Raw genomic sequence first — 21,599 nt, forward strand, 5'->3', positions numbered from 1 at the left:
TGCTGGCATTCACTTAACGATTTAGCTACTTGAGCATTTGCGGATAACTTTGTAATTCTGTCTCTTTTATTCACCCTATCCACCTCGTTTTATACAAAATTCAAATTGTATAACATTATTTATTTTCGAAAGTCTTCTTTTCAAATTCTTGTAACTCTTCTTCAAATGCCATCATAGCTTGTTGTAATTTTTCGATTCCTTCTTTTAGTTCCGCAAGCGATCGCTCAAACTTATCCTTAGATTCAAGAATATATTTTTCGTCTAACATTTTTATCACCTCAATAACCGTTATCTTGGCGTTGATGATTTACTTCATTTTTGCTAATGTAAGCCTGTTCAATTTCTAACAGTGAGAAACCTAGCATCTCACCTAATCCTAGGAAAGTTTCCATTAATTCTATATATTCGTAGTGATCGTCTTGTCCTGTCCAAAATACTGTATAAAATAATTGGTTTAAATGCTGAATAACATCGGATGATTTCTTTAATTTAAATTCTTCTTGTAAATCATCTTGCAAAATATCAAGTGCATGGCATTGTAATATGCTTTGTCTAATTTCCAATCCAATTGATAAAATAAAATGTAAACAATCAACATATTCATCCAATAATGGATATGATTTAATACCATCGCTAATTAAGTTTTCGCCGTCTTCTGAGGGCTTCCAATTATACTCTGGCTCAACAGGACTTTTTCGCTTACTCCAAAACTTAAACCCACGCCATTCATTAGTAAGTTCTCCAAGTTCAACTTGAAGGGCCAAAATCTTCTTTGGTAATAAATTTTGACCTTCTAATCCATGCTCCTTAACAATTCGCTTATCTAATTCATTCTGCATTTGAAATAATCTTGATAAATTAATAGTATTTTTACGCATTTCGTATCTTCCCCTAACTTTATTGAAATAATTTACTTTCTCGTGTATCCATACGCGCTACTTTTCCACCTTTGTATACAAACGACTGCTCACCATGTCCAGTTGTTGGTGGCTCAATCGGATGAATCTGTCCATCTTTCACAACGTAAATCATATTTTTTGCTAAAGAAATTTCAGCCTTCATTTCTGCAATATTTTCTTTGATAATTCCCACCGAAACCACTCCCGTATGTGTTATAATTAACTGGTCGAGTTTAGTCGAGAGTGATCTCGGCTTTTTTTATTTGCTTATAAATATTGCACAACATTTTCTGGAACAAATGATTGTTCAAGAGATAAGTGAAGACGTATTGGAATTGGCTCTTTATTATCCCTTGCTCGCTTACAAAGTTCCTCGGCTTCTTCCCATTCAAATTGCTTATCCTCCGCTCTTTTGTAACGCCAAATTCCAATTGCATAACCTTCAAATAATTCATATCGGTCATCGGGAGCCGTAGTAGGCTTTAACTCATCAACTGCCCTTGCTTGTCTTGGTACTTGAACCACTACATCAGTAAAACGTATTTGAGAATTCACCCGATGGATATGTGCCTTCTTAGGATCAAATGCAATGACTGGTTCAACATCAAATATTGTTAACTGCTTTGGCATCGACTTTTCCCTCCAACACTTGCAAACTTGTTTTCAAAATTCCTTCAAGTTGCGTTAATGTTAATTGGTCTAATGTTTTTCCATTTATTTCAGAGAGTCCTAAACTAAGTAACTTTCGAATAATGAGCAATTTTCGTCGTTCAACTTCTTGTCTTAATAACATCACCGTGCCTCCTGTTGATGATCATATCTTCTCTCTAAATTTATGAATTTGCTAAACTCTTTAATAAATGCGAGTTCAACTGTACCAACAGGACCGTTCCTTTGTTTAGCTAAAATGATTTCAGTTATGTTTTTATTCGCCGTTTCTGCATCGTAATAATCTTCTCGATATAAGAATGCAATTAAATCAGCATCTTGCTCAATTTGTCCTGTCTCGCGTAAATCAGATAACAAAGGACGTTTATCTTGTCTACTTTCAACGGCACGACTTAACTGTGATAAAGCAATCACACATACATCCAGTTCTCTGGCCATCAATTTCAACTTCCGGCTAATCTCGCCAATCTCTTGCATACGATTCCCTCTATGCTTTGGATCACCAACAATGAGCTGCAAATAATCAATCGCGATTAATACCTTTTTATCTGGATGTTTACGCTTTAATTTTCTGGTCTTTGCATAAATTTCTTGCATTGTTACATTCGCTTTATCGTATATTTCAAGCGGTAGATTGTTAATCAATCCCATCGCTTGGCTGATATTTTCCCAGTCCTTAATGTTGCACAGTTTCTTAGGGTTTTTCATTTTGGTTGCATCAACATTACCAGCACTAGAAATCATTCGCTTGAGCAATTGTTCTTCTCCCATCTCTAGCGAAAAAATTCCAACCGCTGCATTCGAACTTGCTGCATGATAGGCAATGTTTAGTACAAATGCTGTTTTCCCCATTGCTGGGCGTGCACCGACAATAATTAGGTCTTCTGTTTGTAATCCAGAAGTCATTCGATTCAAGTCGTTATATCCAGTGTTTATACCTGTTAAATCACCAACATCAATTTGCATTTTTTTATATAGATCTACAAGAGTGCCTTTTAAATCGAAGTCATTAGCATAACCAGTTTCCTCAATCGCGCTTAATTCATCAATCGTTTTACTAATCGCGCTAATATCTTTATCCTTTTGAAGTCGGTTATATAAGTTTCCAGCGACCTCTTGAGCGTGCCGCATTTTCCATGCTTCTATGACTAACCCCTCATGGTATGAGAAGTTTTTCGTTGTTGAAACAGATTCTGTTAAGTTAACGAAAAACTGAATACCCCCAATTTGATTTATAAAGCTATCATCAAATTCAGCAACAAGTGAAACAAGATCTATCGGCCTTTCAGCATCTTCAAGTTCTCTCATCGCTTTAAAAATAACTTGATGTGTTGGGAGAGAAAATTGATTCGGCTTTAACTGACAATCTTTAATCAAGTCACCCTCGATGATAATGCTTCCTAAAACGCTTTGTTCCGCTTCTACATTACGAATGATTTCATTGCTCATTGATACATCCACCCATTCTGTTGATTAAGCGCTGCAAGTTCTTCGTCAGTAGGAATGTTTTGCTGCCATGATTCTTGTTGTTGCAATACTTGTTTAGTAGATTCAGACATAGCGACAGGTTTCTGTACTGGCTGTTGTTTTACTTGTGCTGTTCGTTTAGCACGAAACTCTTTATCAGCTACCTCAACATCTGTTACTGTTTTAAAGCCTTTCGCATTCCAATCTCTCAAAATTGAATTCACATAAGACATGTTTCTTGTATTTTTTTCTAAAGCAATTTCCATGGCCTTAACAACTAGCTCTGCATTTAAATCATCTACCCATGCAAGAATTCCTTCTGCAATGAAAGGAGAAATAACTCCGAAGTTTTGCTCGTAAAAAGAAATTGGATTAACCTCAACATCTTCTTCTGCGCCTGCGCGTTCTTCTTGTTGTTGTTCTTCTTCTTTTTCTTCTTTTTTTTCTTTTTGTCCACCTGTCGTTGACGTATCGTCGGACGTATCGTGATCAGCGATGAATTCTTCAAAAATAGTACGTAATTTATCATTCTTTATTTGTGGAGTTACTAATTGAACAAGACTAATATCCTGTACTTCTTTTAATTCTTTACGAATACAATCCTCAACAGGTTTCCCCCCGCGATTAAGATTGTATTTCCCCCAGTTAACAATGGCCAATTCACGTGTTTCTGAGTTATATTTAATTAACTTATGGTGATTTTCAAAACGATCTAACATAGCATTGATTGCCTCAATCGAATAACCTAAATCAAAAGCCATTTTCTTTTTTGTAATTTGATAAACTCCAATTTGCTTTGTTGAAGGATTTGTTAAAATGTAAAGATTAAAGAGTTTATCCTCAGGAGTCATATCCTCAACTACTTTTCCATCCTCCCAAAACGAAACTTGAACCATTCTATAAACTGCCATATTCTTCATCCTCCCGTTTACATATCGCGAATCCGTCCTCTACACGTAATAAGCGATAATTCTTATATCCTGTTTTGAGATATTGCTTAACTAAGTAAATTAGGTGTTGCTCTGATGTCGCTTGCTGAAATAACTTAGGATTCAGCAACACTCTATGTAATGATTTATCTAAAAGCATGCAACACACTCCATTGTTATATGGCTTTCAATTTGGTATAATTACCTTAACTATTTTTTAAAAGCCATTTACTGATCTATCACTCTGCCAAGTGATAGATTTTTTATTTCTTTCGAGTTACTAATGAAGCATTAATTCCTCTCGCTCGAAAATCAGTTATGATTACGCGATAACTATTTGCTACTTCATGTTCCTCTTTCGCTTCTCGAAGATTCATAAAATCTTTAGAACAACGAATTAACTCTTTATCCCAGCGATCAGCTTCTTCTTTTGTTTGAGCGTTAAACATGTTATACAAGCAAGTTACCATACAATCATGTAACTCATTAGCAAGCTCAACATCTTTAGGAAGAACCAAATCTGTTAGGCGATTATATTGAGTTTTCATAGGTCTCACCTCTTTTCTTTTTAGACTGATGCTGTACGCATCGTTACAACCAGAAAGGAATCATTTTTAAGGGGATGGGGGTAACAACCCTTTCTGGTCATAACGACAAGCACAGGGCTTGTCCAAACAATTAATGAAATGTTATAATTACTTTAGATTATTTGTTAGAGCTACTGTTTCCTAGGCGGTAGCTTTTTCTTTTGCCCATTTATGTTTTAAAACGAATGACGCTTCAATAATTTTTATTCGAATTCCCACTAACTTCTTCTCTTTCATCGATTCTTTCAATTTCTTATTGTCGCCAAATGTTTTTGCTATTTTGATTTCACCTGTTAACTTTGCATCGAGACGAATCAATGCTTTATATTCTTCTAAACTAGGATTTTTATAATCTACTGTCATATGTTATCCACTCCTTTATAAGGCTTTAGTTAGATGAACTAAACTATCCACCGTTTGAATCACAACATTTTCAGACATAGCTTTTTGTAACCAACTCTTTTGTATTTGTTCCATAATGCCAAGATGAACTTGTTCTAAAGCTTGTACAACGGATTGAGTGGCTTGAATGGTATCAAATATTTCTTTTGCATGAACTGCATATTCATGTTTCTTCTTTTCATCCATTTGCCATGAGCGTGTTGTAACTTGCAACTTCATGATTTCCTTCGCGGCTGCAATTCCTTCTTCAGCTTGCTTAATATAGTTCATAAGCTGTAAATTAACATCATTGGTTAAGCGTGGATCAGTTGGTGGCAAACCTACACCGTAAATGTGTTTAATGGCCTGCTTGTTTAGCCTTGCTCCTGTTGCATCGCACCAATCCATCGCAAGTTCGAATTGTGGTTTTGAAAAACCTAATTCAATATTTTTTAAGCGTTCATATGTAATCCCTAAATACTCAGCTAATCCTTTCTTTGTTCTTAATGTTGCATCTTCGCAACACTCTCTAGCATTTTGTAAAAGTGTATTTATCGATGAATTACAATAAATACTTGTTCGCATATTTGTTCGCCTCCATATTAAGTTTTCAAATAGTTATAATGAATTTAGTACATACATAACTTGTCTATTTTTTGTGTAAGAAGAGAGGAATTAACTCTCAACATTTTTTTCTTGCATTTCACGAATAATGGCCCAACCAGCTAAATGCATTTCACGAATGATTGCATCTATCTCTTTTTTTGGTTTAGGTGGCGGGGCCACAATATTTACTTGTGTATTTCCAAATTGATAAGTCGCCGCATACTCTTCTTGACGGTTCATGCTGTCACCTCTTGAAGTGTTTTGTACATATGTATGCTGCTGATCTACTGGTACAGCCATTTGAATTGCTGACATTTTTCCACCTACTTCCAGCAAAATATACGTTTCGTATATTTTTTATTTAAAAAAATTTGCAATTGGAATTTCTAAAACTTTTGCAATTTCCTTTAACAATTCAACATCAATCCGTCTTCTTCCTAACTCATACCCGCTATACGTTTGAACAGGGATATTTAGTTTTTTCGCCACATAAACTTGTGTAATTCCTTTATTTTGACGGATATATCTAATCTTTTCGTGGACTTTCAAAACTCCACCTCCTTTATTATACGTTTCGTATAACTCATACTTTAATAATAATTATACATTTCGTATAAGTCAACACATTTTTATACTTTTCGTATATAAATTTTATTCATTTTGAATAATAATATACAATTAGTTTATCGAAGGGAGGAACAATTTATGACTCTTGGGCTAAGAATACGCTCTTTACGTGAAAGTAAAAAACTCACACAAAAAATGCTTGCTGAAAAATTAAAAATACCTAATCAAAATTTATCTAATTATGAAAGAGGATTTAGACAACCTGATTATGAAACACTTGAGAAAATCGCCGATTTTTTTGACGTATCAACTGACTATTTGTTAGGTAGAACTCAAAAAAAAGAAATGACGATTAATGAACTACCTGCATTATCTGAAAAAGAAGAACGCGACATAGCAAAGGATTTAGAGAAAACATTAGAAGAACTAGAAAATAGTGATGATGCTCTTATGTTTGATGGTGAACCTATCGATGAACATACAAAAGAAATGATTCGTATTTCTCTTGAAAACTCAATGCGTATGGCAAAACAATTAGCTAAGCAAAAATTTACTCCGAAAAAGTATCGAAAAGAATAAAAGGAGTTAATCGGGATGAACATTAAAGAATTCGTACTACACATCACGAAAAAATACGAGACAACAAATCCTTTTGAAATCGCCAGGCAAAAAGAAATTATCGTGTTGTATGAAGACTTGGGGAATACCCTTGGCTTTTACAACACTTATAAACGATTAAAATTTATTCATATTAATAATAAAATAGACGAAATCACTCAACGTTTTGTTTGTGCTCATGAACTTGGGCATGCTTTATTACATCCGAAATCAAACACTCCATTTTTGAGAAAGAAAACATTTTATTCTGTAGATCGCTTAGAAATTGAAGCGAACACTTTTGCTGTTGAACTATTACTAACTGATGAAATGATTTCACAATATAAAAATACAAGTCTTTCAATGCAAGAAGTAGCGGAAATTCATGGAGTTCCAGGAGGATTTTCTCGTTTAAAAACATATCAATCACCTAAAAAGGAGCTATATTCATGAAGATTTCAAAAAAATATTTAATTATATCAGCCATTGTTATCGGAATAGCAATCCTAACAATTAATGTTGTTTATCAGCTAACTAAAGAGCAAAAATATACTGTTGACGATATAGCTACGAAAGTTGAAGCTTCTAAAATGGGGTATAAATTAGATGAAAAACTCGGAACACAACGTGGTGAAAAAAAAGATATACTTTCCTCAATCAGATTAAAGAATACTGAAACTTCTGGATTTGCTAATAATATGATGATTGACGAATACGAAGATAGTAAAACAGCTGAAAAGAATTTCAATACGGAATTTGAACAATCTAAAAAACTAAATATTAAACAGTACCAAGTAAGAAAAGGAAATGTAATTATTCAATCGTATTGTGTTGGTGGTATTGGTCACGCCCCAACAAAAGATATATGTCCAAACTATGATAAAGAAATACGCACTTTGGAGAATGTTATAGGAAAACCAGATCGAATTAAGGAATTTGATGACGATAAGGAACATTATCACTCTATCAAAGATGTTTTAACTGTTGAAAAAACTATTGATGCTGGTGATTTTAGACTTTATCGTGCTTCTGAAGAAACTAGATGGGTATTCTATGATAATGCTATATTTGAAGATGATTTTGATGGTTTTAAATTTAAAATAAACCCTCTTTCTTTATCAAATAAAAGTGAACTTTATCAAAATAATTATTTAGGAGCTATTGGAAGTGCATTTATTATCAATAATGAATCTTCTTCAACTTTTGTATTTAACACAACTCAATTAGAGATAACTACTAATAATAACCATAATTTAACTCAAAACTCTAATACAAATATGATTAAAACTTCTCTATTTAATCCTGGAGATAAAATAAATGATCCTAAACAAGGCATAATAACATTCATATCGAATAGTACAAATTTAGAGTCTGCTGATTGGGTGAATTTCAAATTTGAAATAGCAAAACTAAATAAAGATAGAGATGTTATCCAACGTAAAAAATATAACGTAAAATTTAATATCACTAAACATTTCATAGATAATGAGGGTGACACCAAACAAGCCAAGGTGAGTACTATAGAATCTCCGATACAGGAATCAAACAGCTCGAAACCAGAAGTGAAAGGTACACATGCGTCTGAAAATAAACATACTGTCTCGAAAGAAGAATTTAATCGTATTCAAAATGGAATGACTTATGAACAAGTAAAAGATATTATTGGAAGTGACGGAACCATCTTATCTGAATCAGGAGAAAAAGGGACTGAATTCTATACAATTATGTATAAATGGGAAGGCGAAGGTTCTATAGGTGCTAACGCTAACTTTATGTTTCAAAATAATAAGTTAATGAATAAAGCACAATTTGGGCTAAAATAAAAACTCCTAAAAAGGGGTTTTTATTTTGCTATTTATTACATTTACTTCTTTATCCTATTTCCTTTTCGTATAATGGATGTTAAATAAGGAGGAATTGCTATGAAGACAGCAATCTATTTACGTAAATCACGTGCTGACATTGAAGCGGAACAACGCGGCGAAGGCGAAACATTAGCTAAACATAGAACAGCACTTCTAAAAGTTGCAAAAGAAAAAAACTTAAATATCATTGCTGTACATGAAGAAATCGTATCTGGTGAAAGTCTTGTTCATCGACCTGAAATGCTGAAACTTCTTCAAGATGTAGAAAATAACAAATATGATGTTGTTCTTTGTATGGATATGGATCGTTTAGGTCGCGGTGGTATGAAAGAACAAGGAATCATCTTAGAAACGTTCAAACGCTCGAATACAAAGATTATGACACCTAGGAAGACTTATGACCTTAACGACGAATGGGACGAAGAATACAGTGAATTTGAAGCGTTTATGGCGCGTAAAGAGTTAAAAATCATTACACGGCGTATGCAACGCGGCCGTATTGCTTCTGTAGAAGCTGGTAATTATATCAGTACCAATCCACCATATGGCTATGTTATAAAAAAGATAAAGAACGGTCGTACATTAGAACCACATCCTGAACAAGCTGAAGTTGTAAAATTAATTTTCGAATGGTACACACATGATGATCCAGAAATTAGAATTGGTGCTTCCATGATTGCAAATAAATTAAATACATTAGGATATAAAACGGCGAAAGGAAAAACGTGGGGTAACTGGACTGTATTAGGAATTATTAAAAATATTGTATATTGCGGGAAAGTAACATGGAAAAAGAAAGAAATAAAAAAATCTACTACACCAGGAAAAGTGAAAGATACACGAACGCGAGATACAAGTGAATGGATTGTAGTGGATGGAAAACACGAAGCTCTTATTTCAGAAGAGTTATTTGAAAAAGCACAAGCTATTTTAAAAGGTCGCTACCATGTTCCGTACCAATTAATTAACGGTGTTAAAAGTCCGTTAGCTGGAATTGTTAAATGCGCTAAATGTGGTGCATCTATGGTATATCGTCCATATACAACTCAAAAACCCGCTTTAAAATGCTATAACCAAACACGATGTCATAATAAATCTAGTAATTATGAGCTAGTGGAACAACGTATTTTAGAAGGACTAGCTGAATGGTTAGAAATATACAAAGCTAACTTCGAAGCAAACACACCAGAAGAAGCATCAAGCGAAGTAAAGCAAATAAATGTTTATCGACAAATGTTAAAAAATCTTGAAAAAGAATTAACCGAAACAGAAAAACAAAAAGAAAAGTTATTTGATTTGCTTGAACGCGGCATTTATACTGATGAAATGTTCTTAAATCGCTCTAAATCACTTTCTGCAAAAACTGAGAAATTACAACAAGATATTGATACTGTTAAAGAAAGCATTAATAGTGAGTTACAACGAGAGGAAGCGCAAGAAAATATTATCCCTCAAGTTGAAAGAGTGCTTGATTTGTACACTAAAACTGATGACCCTAAAAAGAAAAACAGCCTTCTCAAGTCCGTACTTGAAAAAGCTGTTTATAATAAAGAAAAGCATCAATATAAAGATGATTTTACTTTGACATTATATCCTAAGTTACCAAAGTAAGCCTGTAGACCTTGATTCTACAGTATTTTTCAAAACAGGATAAAGTGTAGTTGATAACTCATTCCCCTCTTTATCTTGCCCAATCGGGTCATGAAGTGAAACATCCTTTTTCGTTTTCTTCAAAACGCGGAGATGCATTAAAATTTCATTTTCAATACAGCGTGCTGCATATGTTGCAAGCTTTGTTCCTTTTCCTGCTGAATAGCTTTCAATCGCCTTAATAAGTCCGATCGTGCCGATTGAAATTAAATCTTCTGCATCTTCACCTGTGTTTTCAAATTTCTTAACAATGTGGGCCACAAGCCGCAAGTTATGTTCAATCAATAAGTTTCTCGCCTGAGCATCCCCTTGCTCCATTAACTCTAAGTACTTTTTTTCGTCATCTGGTGACAATGGTTGTGGAAACGCATTGTTTTTTACATAAGAAACAAACACAAACACTTCACGAACCATATATCCAATTGCGGCGAATAAACTCAACCCCTTCACCCCCGCCAAAATAGTGGTCTTTACTATATGTATGTGGGCGTGAAGTTGTTTGTGTCTGTACCCATTGAAATATGAAAATTCATCATGAAAACATATTGCCTGTGCGTGGAGAAGGTGAACATTAACGTGCTTACGATTTTACGGTAGGGGATAATGATATGCTGTAAAAAAGAATACTTAAATTGCATTAAAACCAATTCACTTACTATTTGAGAGAGATACAAATAGTCCATCAAGAGTTCTCGGTGGACTTTTTTTGTAAACTTACTTACTCCAAATCTTTTCTCCTGTATGTGCGTCAATATAGCGAATTTCTTTTCTATTTTCATAATCTGCACCATATCCATCACTCATGTTCCCGGTCGTTTGCACATAGACAAGCTGATATTGAGGCGGATTTGTCTCACATTCTTCAAACCATTTCAATCGTACGTGAAGTGCTTGACAATAAGTAGATAATGCTGTTTCTTGATTCACTTTTACATTTGTGTCATAACTGAGTAGCTGTTCAATTACCTGTTGCGATACACCACGATACATGTCTACTTCTCCTGATGATGCATCCACAACGACTCTCACCATCTCACCTTCAATACGAATCCCATTCACATACACATAAAAATTAAAATGCCCTGGATCCTCATCATCCTCTTGGTTCTTCCAAATACGAAGGTATTCTTCAAAATTTGGAAACACTTTCCCTAAAAATTGCAATGCTTTTTCCAAACATTCCTCACGTGTTAATATTGGTTCTTCGCACGCAGTCTTTCCCCACTTACAGTATGTAAGCAATTGATTTGTCTCTTGATCCATTGTTATAGTCGTTGCCTCTTCATACTGCAAGATAGGAATGTGTTGTCTACAATATGTATCAAAAGATTTATCGTTATCTTTTCGCTGCCTTTCTTCCGTTGACAACTTTGTCCAAACACTTGTCAGTTCTCTTCCTTCAGTCTTTTCATGTACTTTTTTCATTTTTGTCGTATCTATATGCAGTAGTTTATAAATATCTGTTGCCACTTCCACTTTTTCTTTCAAAGACGGCAATGGGGCTGTTTCAATGATATAATGACTTCTATCATGTAAGTCTGCTCCTGTACACGGATTTATAAAAGCATGTGCTGTAATCGGCTCGTATACAAGATTGTATCCATCCTTCATTTCGCGATTCTCATATGCAAGCCATCCGTGAGAAAGATGTACAAAAACAAGTTCCACTTCCTGTTTTTTTCGCAATTTGTCTAAAATAACTTCCTTCTTAATAATGGAACTCGGCCAAGCTGGTCTTTCTTTTATTCCTTCATTTCTAAATGTGATAATATTTCCGAGTAGATCTATTTCCACTACACAACCCGTTCGAGGTAAAGGGCATCCATGTACTTCTTGTTTATATTCAACGGCAATACACTCTTTTTTTGAAGTTACATATATAAAGTTACACGCTTCATGTATATAAGGTGCATGTTTTTTTATAAATGCATCTGCAAATTCCTTCGCTTTTGATTCCGCAATTCCGTTTCGTTTTTGCATTGTTTCTTTACGAACAGATAATTCTAATAATTCCCCATCCTCTTTCCGCAAACATACTTGAATGCTTTCCTCAGGCTTACCACATTTCTCCCACCAAAGGAGATGTACCTTTTCGTTCATTTTTTCATCATCTACAACAAGCACATATTCGTCTGGAATTTCAATAATATGTGCAACTTGCTCTTTTCTTTTTTGATCGTTTACCTCCATCATACCCTCTCCCATTCCATGTCTATCCCTTTTATTATTCCATAAAAAGGAATGGACATCTATAAAAAAACAGCTAGATCTTTCTAGCTGCCTTACTTCGTTTCACGATGCAATGTTACTCGCTTTAATCGTGGACAATATTTTTTTAATTCGATACGTTCCGGATTATTTCGTTTATTTTTCTTTGTAATATAATTACGATCTCCGCATTCTGTACAAGCTAATGTAATATTAACACGCATATGTAACCCTCCTTTCTGATTCAAGTTCGCAACTAAAACGTAATCATTACGATTTATATCGTATACAGAAACATCCCTTTTGTCAATTACATACGAAAAATTTTCTATGCATATTATGTATATTTTATAATCTACAACAAGTTACTTATGAATCAAAACGATTCATAAGTAACAAATTCTCCAATTGGTTTTCTATATCCACGTGCTCTTACTTTACTAGTATCAGCTTTTCCCATTGTAATCATAAGCATTGGCATCAAATGATTCGGAATATTTAATTCCTTTTTCATTGCTTCTTCATCAAATCCAATCATTGGGCATGTATCATACCCATAATATTTTGCCGCATACATAAAGGTCATTGCGCTTAATGAAGCATTACGAATCGCTTCATCTTCCATAAAGCGCTCTCCTCTTCCTTCATATAAATCTTTCGTTTTTTGTACAGTATTTATATACTCGCATTCGTCAATCATCTTTAACACTTTCATGCCAAAATAAATATTTTCAACGTTTTGATATGCCTTCTTATCTCCACATACAATAACAACAGCTGATGCACTTGAAACTTTATATTGTCCAAAAGCAAGTTCTCTTAATTTTTCTTTACGCTCTTGATTGCGAATTACAATATAGTGTGCGTGTTGCAAGTTATAACAAGAAGGTGAAAGTTTTGTAAGCTCAAATATTTTTTTAAAATCTTCTTCCGGAATTTCTATATCTTTTAAAAATTTTATCGCCGATCGTCTAGCATTTGCTAATTCTTCAAAATTCACGATTGCTCCTCCTTAATATACAAATACAAAAATTATTCAACCTATCATGTGTAAGAATACAATTAAAATATCTCAAATTCAAGGAATTCTTGCACTCATTATCCAAAAGACAAAAAGCTGAAACAATTAGTTCATACGAAATTCACATCAATCTATTACTATTAAACTTGTACATAATCAATTTGCTAACAATTTTTTGAATTGATATAGAAAAATGGAGAAGAAAGGAGTTAAAGCATATGAAAACCAAATATCGTTTCATGATTTCATCATTTGCAGCATGTGCTTATATGATTTGGTATTTAGTATAATAAGCAACCTGAGTTGTAAATATGAAAAAGGTGTGTATATAAATGGAATATAACCAATCAACTGTTAACTATTGGAAAACATTTGTATTACCATATACATTTGCTTTAGAAGAGTTAAAAACAAAATTTGAAATTATGAATCGGGAAGCTCAGTTCCTAGAAGACTACAACCCGTTTGAACATATAAAAACAAGGCTAAAACAACCTGAAAGCATTATAAAAAAGTTGGAACGTAAAAATTTAGCCCCAACAATCGCAAATGCTCAGAGACATTTACATGATATTATCGGCATTCGGATTACATGTTGCTTTGTAGAAGACATTTATCATTTAAAACAAGTAATTGAAAATCGTGAAGATATGCAAGTTGTAGAGGTAAAAGATTATATAGACACTCCGAAACAAAATGGGTATAAAAGTTTGCATATGATCATTAAGTATCCATTATTATTGAATTCTGGTACAAAGGATGTCTTTGCTGAAATTCAGTTACGTACACTTGCAATGGATTTTTGGGCAAGCTTAGAACATAAGTTCTATTATAAATATGAAGGAAATATCCCTGATTATTTAAAGGATGAACTACATGATGCTGCCATGAAAGCTGAAGAGCTGGATAATAAAATGGCAACCATTCGCCAAGATATCGATGAAATTGAAGCATGTACAAATCAAATTTCATTGCCATTATAATGTGAAAATGTAATCCGTGCTTTTTTCTTCTAAAAAATATAAAAGCGAGGCAAATTGCCCCGCTTTTTTTCACAATTAGCGTCTACCTTTATTTGGGTCACCGCCGCCTACAATATCAAAAACACGTTTTGCTAAGTTTGTATTTTCTTGAACACCTGAGAATAAGTATTTACCTGGTCCAAATGCATATACATTTACATCCTCACCAGTATGTCCGCCTGTTGTCCATCCCGTAACAGATCGCTTATTGAAGATATTTTCAATTGCGTTATCAATCTTCGTCACATCTTTTGACGGAGCAGCATCATTTACTGCTTGAATTTCTTCTGGTGTTAGTTCTAAATCAATATACTTTTTCAATGTCTCTTCTACGTTGGCACCTTTTGCAATTTCATTTGCCATGAAATCCGGAGTACGTTTAGCAGCTTTCAGAGGATCTACTTTAAAGTTATATTCACCATTTGCGCCTAAAGAGAAGCCTCCTGTAGAATGGTCAGCTGTTGCGACAACTAACGTATGCTTATCCTTTTTCGCAAATTCAACTGCCGCTTTAAATGCTTTTTCAAAGTCTTCCATTTCACTCATCGCTGCAACGACATCATTATCGTGACCAGCCCAATCGATTTGGCTACCTTCTACCATCAAGAAGAAGCCTTTATCATTTTTCTTTAAGCGATCAATTGCTGCATTTGTCATTTCTTCTAATGAAGGTGTTTGTTCATTGCGATCAATCATTTTATCTAAGCCACCTGGTGCAAATAAACCAAGAATTTGATCGTTTTTATCCTGTAACAATTGCTCTCGATCTGTTACATAACTATAACCAGATTTTTTAAATTCCTCTGTAAGGTTACGATCCTTTCTCGCAAAGTTTTTTATGCCGCCACCAAGCATAACATCTATTTTATGTTTTCCGTTAATTTTTTCATCAAAGTAATCGTCTGCAATACCATCCATATTTTTACGACTCGTATCATGAGCACCAAACGCAGCTGGCGTTGCATGTGTAATTTCAGAAGTTGCAACTAATCCTGTTGCTTTCCCTTGCTCTTTTGCCTGCTCAAGCACGGTTTTGACTTCCGTTTTATCATTATCAACCGAAATCGCTGCATTATATGTTTTAATACCAGCTGACATTGCTGTTGCAGCCGATGCAGAGTCCGTAATATTTTCATGCTCATCTTCTGGATATGTTTTTTGCGTCCCTACAAGATGTTTATCAAATTCTGTCGGCTCCATTCCAAATGTTTTTGGGTCATCCTTCATATAACGATGAGCTGTCATATAAGAAGGGCCCATACCATCCCCAATTAATACAATAACGTTCTTAATTTTCGCGTTATTCCCCTTACTATCTGCTTTGATTGTTTCTGAATGTGTAAAGTTCCACGTTGCCACTGAAGTAATTGCTAACGATGCAACAACGGCAAATGGCCATGCTTTCTTTATCATTTTCTTCACTTTTTTGTCCCCCCAACAGATTATTCAGTTCCCACTACCCAATCTACTGAAAAACTGTTAAGAAAAGATTAGTCTCACGTAAATATTTTGTTAAGTTATGTAAATTATCGTTATAATTTGTATAACTTTGTCCTTTCCTATCAAGTGTTTTGATCTTTACAATAGACGAGTGTATCTTCCTTTCCTTGTGATAAAATATTTATATCCATTTTGGACAAAACAAGCAGTATAAACCGAAATGGCTTTCATAACTAAAGTTTATTTACTAAAAAGAAGTGGGGGCGATTCTATGAAAATACAACGATTAAACAAATGGAACATTCCAGATTTACTATCCCTTTGTGAGTCCGTTGGATGGTTGCAACCTAAATCTTTCATGCAAAAACAATTTGAATTATATCTTTCAATCGGGACATTATTAGGCTATATAAAAAATAAAAAACTCGTTGCCGCTGGCGGGGTATTCCCCTTTCAACCAGCATGTTCTTCTATCGGTATGTTAATCGTTCATCCAAATTTTCAGAGACAAGGTATAGGCCGCGCCTTACTAGAACATTGTTTACAATTAGCCGATTCTTCTCTTCCTACTATTCTTATTGCTACCGACGTCGGCGTACCTTTATATCAATCATTTGGGTTTGAAACAATAACAAATGTCCATCGGTTTGAAAAACTCGTTACAAATCCAACTATGAAATCCCCCCATTTTAAGACAATTGCGCCACGCGATTTTGACTCTATCGTTCAGCTTGATCAAACCGCAACAGGTGCCAATCGACGACAACTTTATTCATTATTACTACCTAGAATAGCATTCTCTCTTAAACTAGAAACGAATGGTACTATAGATGCCTTTACACTATGTATACAAAAAGGAAATATTCTATGTGTAACACCTCTTATCGCGAAAAAGGAAAAAGATGCTATTCAATTGTTACAACAAATCTCTCAAATGTGGAATGGCGTGATTCGGATTGATGTCCTGCAACCACAAATCACATTTCGCACTTACTTACAAAATGAACAATTTCAGGAAACATTACGTTCTCCACTTATGATCAGAAATGGAAGACACCTTCCTGGAAATCGTGATATGCTATTTACTATGATAGATGCAGCCTTATGCTAGAAAGGGGACACATCTTTGAATAAAATAAAATGCTACATCGTCAGCTGTCTTGCTCTTATGCTATTAGCATCATGTAGCGTGGCAGAAAAACCGGTAAAACAAGCAAAAGATATCCTCACCGTTGCAGTCACTACCAATGAAAAAATGGTAGAAATAGATGGACAAACCATTTATTTTAAACAAATCGGTGACAAAAAACCTCCGCTACTTATGATTCATGGTTTCGGCGGATCATCAGATGGCTTTCAAAAAATTTACTCAGATTTAGCAAAAGATCATACAATTATTGCTGTTGATGCTTTAGGATTTGGAAAATCATCAAAACCGATGGATTTTTACTATTCTTTCCCAACTCACGCAAATTTATATTATAAATTAATGAAAAAACTAGGTTATGATAAATTTGCGATACTCGGCCATTCTATGGGGGGAGAAATTTCTCTCAATTTAACATATTTATATCCTGAAGCAGTCACGCACCTTATTTTAGCAGATGCTACAGGCGCTGCTGCATTAACGAATAAAAACGGATCACCTAAACCAAAGTTATCTGCAGATTTAAGCAATGTTTCTTCTATTACCGATTACGATGAAAATAAAGTGAAATTTAAACGAAATGATGAAGCACATTACAACAAAATGAAATTATGGCCCCGCCGTCTAAATATTAATGCAGCGGAAATAACCACTCCGGCCTTAATTATTTGGGGAAGAAATGACAATAGCGTTTCTTGGAAAGAAGGAGAAACATATCATCAATTCTTGAAAAATAGCACTTTCCATATTATCGAAAAAGGCTATCATGCTCCATTCCGTCAAGAGCCGGAAGAATTTGTAGGATATGTAAAAGAGTTCTTTGAAAAAAATCCTATTTCACCAATAAAATAATCAAAAGGGTATCCCGTATATGAGATACCCTTTTCCTATATTAAGCAGCTTGTTTCTGTCGTTTTTTTAGTTTTGAACCGAATAATTTTGCTACAATCCAGCCATCAAGTCCCAGTTTGCCAGCATTCATACTCGAAACAAGAATAAGCATAGATAAAATAACCATTTGCGGATTTACACCAATAGACCCACTAAACATATAGGAAAAGTTCATTACAAGACCAAAAAAGATAGCTGTTTTTGTTAAACAACCTACAATTAAGCCTATTCCAACTAGAATTTCTCCCCATGTTACAAGCGTATTGAATAGATCTACATTCGGAATTGCGAAATCTTGTAAAAATGACGCCCACCAAGTTTGTACAGCCGGTTGTGCTCCTTTTGATTTTTCAATGGCTCCTTGTAAATACCCTGTCGCATCAAATCCCTTTCCTTGTAATTTACCGATCCCAGCCATCAGCCATGTATAACCAAGATAAACACGAATAATCGCTAATACAAAAGAAACTGCTTTGTTTTCTCTTAAAAATTGAATAAACATTTCTTCCTCCTATAGTTGTAATTGATTTAGTTACAAAAATATAATAACATTAGTTACTTATTTTTAAAATGTTAATTATGAATAGTTTGTGACAATTATATAAAACATCTAAAGCTAATATTTATATAGTTACTTCTATTACATATAAAAACTTGAAAATATCATACCACAATTGATAATTGTTTTCATTAAAAGAATGTGAAAAATGATGTAATACATGTGAAACGTGCTCATCCTATATGGAATAAGCACGCCATTTTCTCATCTATATAATTGGAAAGTATACGTTTCATCATCTATTGTTTTCGCTGTTTGAAATGCTTCCGTGATTGTTTGTTTATGATTCATTAACCCATAAAATAGGCGAATGATAAACATTAATGCTGCATTTCCATCGACATCATCTACCGAACCAATATAAGTTTTTGCTCCGCTATTTAGAAATGCTTCTGCAAGTTTTCTATTTCCTAATGTACATCCATTATTAAAAATATGCTTATTATGCAATTTTGCATATTTGCTAATTTCCGTTACGCCAAAGTTTCCTCTCGGTTCATTTTCTTCATATACTTCTTCAGCTAATTCTCCCATTATCATTTCTCCTTCGTCGCCATGGAAACAAAAAACAATATAATGTATATCGTCATACAAAACTTCTCCCGAAAGGATTTCCATCAAATCTCGCGGTCGCCCAATCCAATAGGTAATCACTCTCGCCCCAAAATACTCAAGTGTCGATCGCAGTGATTGTGCTTCTAGATTGGAATAATCACCGACTACTAATGCAATATTCATATACTCCCTCCATTCATAGCTTTAATTTATATATACCTGTTTCTTCTAAAAAATCCTCTCTTGTCAATATTTTCTTTTGCAAATACTGCCTATATGCTGTAATTGTTCCATCATGAGAAACAAGACAAATTCTGTTTGCATGTAATGTATAGCACCATTTTATGCATTCATCCGCTATATTCATAAAGTCTTGTTCTAATATTGTATTGGTTCCTTCTTTCCATAACAGATTATTCTTACTATCTCCTACTAAAAAATTAGGAAATAACTTTTGAATGAGCTCCCGATTTAACAACTAATCACATGGCAAAGTTCTTGCTTCTTTTCGGTATGGAAAAATACGCGGTGAAATACAGGAATGAGTTATTTTTCGACAAAATACTTGCGAGCTCCAAATTTCCGCAGTCTGTAAAGTTCGAAGTGTCGGACTTACAATTAGCACATCATTTTCATTCAGCGGTAAACTCTTTCGAAGTAACAGCGCTTGTTGCTTCCCTTCTGTTGTCAAATGAGGCTGCTCGATTTGCAAACTTACTGGCACATTTTTGGTATGTACTCCTTGACCATGCCTTACAAAAAAAGTTCATCTCTCACCTCCTCTATATGAAATTCAATATATATTGTCATACTAGTTTCAATAGCAACATCCTAATCCCTTCCACTTACAATATTCTCCTCAAAAAATTTCATAAATACAATCATTTATCTCCCCCTAAACCTCTAATCATCATTTCTACCACAATTGGTTATAGTAACAGAGAGAACACGAAACTTTGAGGAGGAATCATTCATGAATAGTTCAAATGATTACTTAAACACATTGCATGAAAAACAAGCAAAGGATGAGCAAAATAGAAAGCGGCAAGGAAATGGAAACCCTGGAAAGAAGAAGCCAAATAAAACGCATAAATAATTAGAAGAAACCCACCTAAAAGTATATTTTAGGTGGGTTTCTTAAACTTCCTTAACAGAAATCACTTCTTCCCAATCCCATTTTTCATAATACGACTGAGGGACATCTATATTCTTAACCCATTTCTTCGCTGCTGATCCATCCGCATTCGCCAACCACATCTCTGCCTTTTTTCGATTAGAACGCATCCATGTTAACTTATGATTCCTTATATAAACTGGATGATAATCACCATACTTTTGAGGAGGAATTGTGATTTGACGTTGTTGATTTGTTTCAATATTCACTTGATATAATGAAGGCAAAACTCTCTTTTCTTCTTCATTTTCCCAATTCATCTCTTTCGCTCTTGAAAGTGTAATCAGCTCATTATTATGCCATGTAAAATCCCAATCCACATATCCTTTAGGAGTAAACGTTTCTTGTTGAAGCGCTGGCAATTCTTTTACTTTTAAATGCTTATTCTTAACAGCGAATCTCCCGCTTCCTTCAATATATGCTAATGTATTTTTTGATGGTGCCCATTGTATCCAGCTACTATTTAATAACATTTGGTCTATTTTTGTAAAATCCCTTCCATCTGCTTTCAAAAGACAAAGCGTGTTGCTATCAGCAGACCATGAAGCTGTTGGCACAGCTAAAAAAGCAATCCACTTTCGGTTTGGAGACCACGTAAATTTACTTGCAACATAAGCAAAGAAATCCTCCTGCATACTCGGTAGTGAATACAAATGTTTTATTTTCTTTGGGTTCAGTTGAGCTTCCTTTTGTACTTCGTATAATTGCGCCCCTGTCCAACCTGTTGGAAGAAGCTGGGCTTCAGATGAAACAAGGAATCTCTTTCCATCTGGATACCATGCATAGTCTCCGGTGCCGCTTGATACATTTTCAAATGTGGCATTCTTTTTTTCTGCATCAAATATATTTAATGTCTTTGTAAATTTAAACGCAATGATGTTGTCTGTCGGCGACCATTGATAATTTCGTGCCTCCGTTTGAGATGGCACAATTTTTTTCCCATCCTTAATGCGGTACAATTCAAGCAGATTTTGTTCTTTCCCCTTTGCATATGCAATCCATCCCCCATCGTGCGACCATTTCGGTTTTGTAATATATTCTCCGTTTGTTATTTGTGTTTCCTTACCGTTTATTTTTACCCATAAATTATGATCGCGGATAAAAGCTACTTTTATATCTTTTGTTTCCGCTTGAACAGTAGAAATACTCCCATATAAATAAAACATACAAATTATAAGAAAAAACCACTTTTTACACATTTTCTTTATCCCCCTATTATTCGTCCTCCTTATCATTCCCCCATCGCTATATTTTAGATAAGATAAAATTTTTATCAGTGGTGTTTTCTTCACCCTCTACTCCGTACAAAACTTCACCAAGTAAGCTATCCTAAAATAGAAGGGTGGGGTATCGCTATTTCATCTC

General features: G+C 34.4%; 28 protein-coding genes and 2 pseudogenes. 8 read left to right on the forward strand and 22 right to left on the reverse strand.

Features of this window, described 5'->3' with window-relative positions; all coding sequences use genetic code 11:
- Window positions 1-115: 115 nt before the first annotated feature.
- The 13 genes from MR058_RS19770 to MR058_RS19830 all read right to left on the reverse strand — a co-directional run bounded on the left by MR058_RS19770 (window position 116) and on the right by MR058_RS19830 (window position 6,087).
- Window positions 116-268 (reverse strand): hypothetical protein, encoded by a 153-nt coding sequence (locus MR058_RS19770; RefSeq protein ID WP_210351805.1) that lies wholly within the window; start codon window positions 266-268, stop codon window positions 116-118.
- Window positions 269-278: 10 nt separating this feature from the next.
- A complete protein-coding gene (locus tag MR058_RS19775) occupies window positions 279-863 on the reverse strand; it encodes a dUTP diphosphatase (RefSeq protein WP_210351995.1) in 585 nt (194 codons plus the stop codon).
- Between the two features lie 34 nt (window positions 864-897).
- Window positions 898-1,092 (reverse strand): DUF3954 domain-containing protein, encoded by a 195-nt coding sequence (locus MR058_RS19780; protein ID WP_210351806.1) that lies wholly within the window; start codon window positions 1,090-1,092, stop codon window positions 898-900.
- A 74-nt stretch (window positions 1,093-1,166) separates the two neighbouring features.
- Window positions 1,167-1,529 (reverse strand): cell division protein SepF, encoded by a 363-nt coding sequence (locus MR058_RS19785; RefSeq protein WP_210351807.1) that lies wholly within the window; start codon window positions 1,527-1,529, stop codon window positions 1,167-1,169.
- The gene (locus MR058_RS19790) at window positions 1,504-1,692 is read right to left on the reverse strand and encodes a hypothetical protein (RefSeq protein ID WP_210351808.1); all 189 of its coding nucleotides are present in this window, start codon (window positions 1,690-1,692) and stop codon (window positions 1,504-1,506) included. Before MR058_RS19790 ends, MR058_RS19785 begins: the two co-directional genes overlap by 26 nt.
- Window positions 1,692-3,017, reverse strand: coding sequence for a replicative DNA helicase (gene dnaB, locus MR058_RS19795; protein ID WP_210351809.1), 1,326 nt, complete (start codon window positions 3,015-3,017; stop codon window positions 1,692-1,694). The genes MR058_RS19790 and dnaB overlap by 1 nt, the downstream gene beginning before the upstream one ends.
- Window positions 3,014-3,946 (reverse strand): DnaD domain-containing protein, encoded by a 933-nt coding sequence (locus tag MR058_RS19800; protein ID WP_210351810.1) that lies wholly within the window; start codon window positions 3,944-3,946, stop codon window positions 3,014-3,016. The genes dnaB and MR058_RS19800 overlap by 4 nt, the downstream gene beginning before the upstream one ends.
- Entirely contained in the window at window positions 3,933-4,124 is a 192-nt protein-coding gene (locus tag MR058_RS19805) for a hypothetical protein (protein WP_242145477.1), read from the reverse strand. The genes MR058_RS19800 and MR058_RS19805 overlap by 14 nt, the downstream gene beginning before the upstream one ends.
- 103 nt (window positions 4,125-4,227) lie before the next feature.
- Window positions 4,228-4,512, reverse strand: coding sequence for a hypothetical protein (locus tag MR058_RS19810; RefSeq protein ID WP_210351811.1), 285 nt, complete (start codon window positions 4,510-4,512; stop codon window positions 4,228-4,230).
- 180 nt (window positions 4,513-4,692) lie between these two features.
- Window positions 4,693-4,914, reverse strand: coding sequence for an RNA polymerase subunit sigma (locus MR058_RS19815; RefSeq protein ID WP_210351812.1), 222 nt, complete (start codon window positions 4,912-4,914; stop codon window positions 4,693-4,695).
- A gap of 15 nt (window positions 4,915-4,929) precedes the next feature.
- Window positions 4,930-5,517: a sporulation sigma factor-processing peptidase gene (locus tag MR058_RS19820; protein WP_210351813.1), complete on the reverse strand. Its 588-nt coding sequence runs from the start codon at window positions 5,515-5,517 to the stop codon at window positions 4,930-4,932.
- 90 nt (window positions 5,518-5,607) lie between these two features.
- Window positions 5,608-5,853, reverse strand: coding sequence for a hypothetical protein (locus MR058_RS19825; protein ID WP_210351814.1), 246 nt, complete (start codon window positions 5,851-5,853; stop codon window positions 5,608-5,610).
- Window positions 5,854-5,895: 42 nt separating this feature from the next.
- Window positions 5,896-6,087 (reverse strand): helix-turn-helix domain-containing protein, encoded by a 192-nt coding sequence (locus tag MR058_RS19830; protein WP_242145478.1) that lies wholly within the window; start codon window positions 6,085-6,087, stop codon window positions 5,896-5,898.
- Window positions 6,088-6,243: 156 nt separating this feature from the next.
- Between MR058_RS19830 and MR058_RS19835 the strand changes: the two genes are divergently transcribed.
- The 4 genes from MR058_RS19835 (at window position 6,244) to MR058_RS19850 (ending at window position 10,178) form a co-directional block, all read left to right on the forward strand.
- Window positions 6,244-6,684 carry a helix-turn-helix domain-containing protein gene (locus MR058_RS19835; protein ID WP_242145479.1) on the forward strand — a complete coding sequence of 147 codons (441 nt, stop codon included), beginning with the start codon at window positions 6,244-6,246 and terminating at the stop codon, window positions 6,682-6,684.
- 15 nt (window positions 6,685-6,699) lie between these two features.
- Complete coding sequence (locus tag MR058_RS19840; protein WP_242145480.1) at window positions 6,700-7,155, forward strand: ImmA/IrrE family metallo-endopeptidase; 456 nt, start codon at window positions 6,700-6,702, stop codon at window positions 7,153-7,155.
- Entirely contained in the window at window positions 7,152-8,525 is a 1,374-nt protein-coding gene (locus tag MR058_RS19845; protein WP_242145481.1) for a hypothetical protein, read from the forward strand. The genes MR058_RS19840 and MR058_RS19845 overlap by 4 nt, the downstream gene beginning before the upstream one ends.
- 99 nt (window positions 8,526-8,624) lie before the next feature.
- A complete protein-coding gene (locus MR058_RS19850; protein WP_242145482.1) occupies window positions 8,625-10,178 on the forward strand; it encodes a recombinase family protein in 1,554 nt (517 codons plus the stop codon).
- A gap of 15 nt (window positions 10,179-10,193) precedes the next feature.
- Here the strand turns inward: MR058_RS19850 and sigK are convergent.
- The 4 genes and pseudogenes from sigK to MR058_RS19870 form a co-directional block, all read right to left on the reverse strand.
- Window positions 10,194-10,658: pseudogene (sigK, locus tag MR058_RS19855) on the reverse strand (RNA polymerase sporulation sigma factor SigK); the annotation flags it as partial.
- A 273-nt stretch (window positions 10,659-10,931) separates the two neighbouring features.
- Window positions 10,932-12,407: a YcdB/YcdC domain-containing protein gene (locus MR058_RS19860; protein ID WP_242145483.1), complete on the reverse strand. Its 1,476-nt coding sequence runs from the start codon at window positions 12,405-12,407 to the stop codon at window positions 10,932-10,934.
- A 92-nt stretch (window positions 12,408-12,499) separates the two neighbouring features.
- On the reverse strand, window positions 12,500-12,649 hold the full coding sequence (rpmG, locus tag MR058_RS19865; RefSeq protein WP_001265619.1) for a 50S ribosomal protein L33: 150 nt from the start codon (window positions 12,647-12,649) through the stop codon (window positions 12,500-12,502).
- Between the two features lie 152 nt (window positions 12,650-12,801).
- The gene (locus MR058_RS19870; protein ID WP_242145519.1) at window positions 12,802-13,428 is read right to left on the reverse strand and encodes a nitroreductase family protein; all 627 of its coding nucleotides are present in this window, start codon (window positions 13,426-13,428) and stop codon (window positions 12,802-12,804) included.
- A gap of 350 nt (window positions 13,429-13,778) precedes the next feature.
- Here MR058_RS19870 and MR058_RS19875 point away from each other — a divergent pair, with 350 nt between their 5' ends.
- Window positions 13,779-14,429, forward strand: a complete 651-nt coding sequence (locus tag MR058_RS19875) for a GTP pyrophosphokinase (protein ID WP_242145484.1) — start codon at window positions 13,779-13,781, stop codon at window positions 14,427-14,429.
- A gap of 75 nt (window positions 14,430-14,504) precedes the next feature.
- Here MR058_RS19875 and MR058_RS19880 read toward each other — a convergent pair whose 3' ends face one another.
- Entirely contained in the window at window positions 14,505-15,890 is a 1,386-nt protein-coding gene (locus MR058_RS19880) for an alkaline phosphatase (protein ID WP_242145485.1), read from the reverse strand.
- A 289-nt stretch (window positions 15,891-16,179) separates the two neighbouring features.
- On the opposite strand from MR058_RS19880, the gene MR058_RS19885 reads away from it, so the two are divergent.
- Both MR058_RS19885 and MR058_RS19890 read left to right on the forward strand, forming a co-directional pair.
- The gene (locus MR058_RS19885; protein ID WP_242145486.1) at window positions 16,180-17,019 is read left to right on the forward strand and encodes a GNAT family N-acetyltransferase; all 840 of its coding nucleotides are present in this window, start codon (window positions 16,180-16,182) and stop codon (window positions 17,017-17,019) included.
- Between the two features lie 57 nt (window positions 17,020-17,076).
- Entirely contained in the window at window positions 17,077-17,907 is an 831-nt protein-coding gene (locus tag MR058_RS19890) for an alpha/beta fold hydrolase (RefSeq protein WP_242145520.1), read from the forward strand.
- 40 nt (window positions 17,908-17,947) lie between these two features.
- On the opposite strand, the gene MR058_RS19895 is transcribed toward MR058_RS19890, so the two are convergent.
- The 3 genes and pseudogenes from MR058_RS19895 to MR058_RS19905 all read right to left on the reverse strand — a co-directional run.
- A complete protein-coding gene (locus tag MR058_RS19895; protein WP_242145487.1) occupies window positions 17,948-18,448 on the reverse strand; it encodes a DoxX family protein in 501 nt (166 codons plus the stop codon).
- A 261-nt stretch (window positions 18,449-18,709) separates the two neighbouring features.
- On the reverse strand, window positions 18,710-19,243 hold the full coding sequence (locus MR058_RS19900; RefSeq protein ID WP_242145488.1) for a CHAT domain-containing protein: 534 nt from the start codon (window positions 19,241-19,243) through the stop codon (window positions 18,710-18,712).
- A 13-nt stretch (window positions 19,244-19,256) separates the two neighbouring features.
- Window positions 19,257-19,820: pseudogene (locus tag MR058_RS19905) on the reverse strand (histidine phosphatase family protein); the annotation flags it as partial.
- A 213-nt stretch (window positions 19,821-20,033) separates the two neighbouring features.
- On the opposite strand from MR058_RS19905, the gene MR058_RS19910 reads away from it, so the two are divergent.
- Complete coding sequence (locus MR058_RS19910; RefSeq protein ID WP_041810033.1) at window positions 20,034-20,156, forward strand: DUF4023 domain-containing protein; 123 nt, start codon at window positions 20,034-20,036, stop codon at window positions 20,154-20,156.
- Window positions 20,157-20,197: 41 nt separating this feature from the next.
- Here the strand turns inward: MR058_RS19910 and MR058_RS19915 are convergent, their stop codons facing one another.
- The gene (locus MR058_RS19915) at window positions 20,198-21,433 is read right to left on the reverse strand and encodes a TolB family protein (protein WP_396021459.1); all 1,236 of its coding nucleotides are present in this window, start codon (window positions 21,431-21,433) and stop codon (window positions 20,198-20,200) included.
- Window positions 21,434-21,599 lie beyond the last annotated feature (166 nt).

Source organism: Bacillus cereus group sp. BfR-BA-01430 (assembly GCF_022663115.1).
Classification (GTDB): domain Bacteria; phylum Bacillota; class Bacilli; order Bacillales; family Bacillaceae_G; genus Bacillus_A; species Bacillus_A cereus_BD.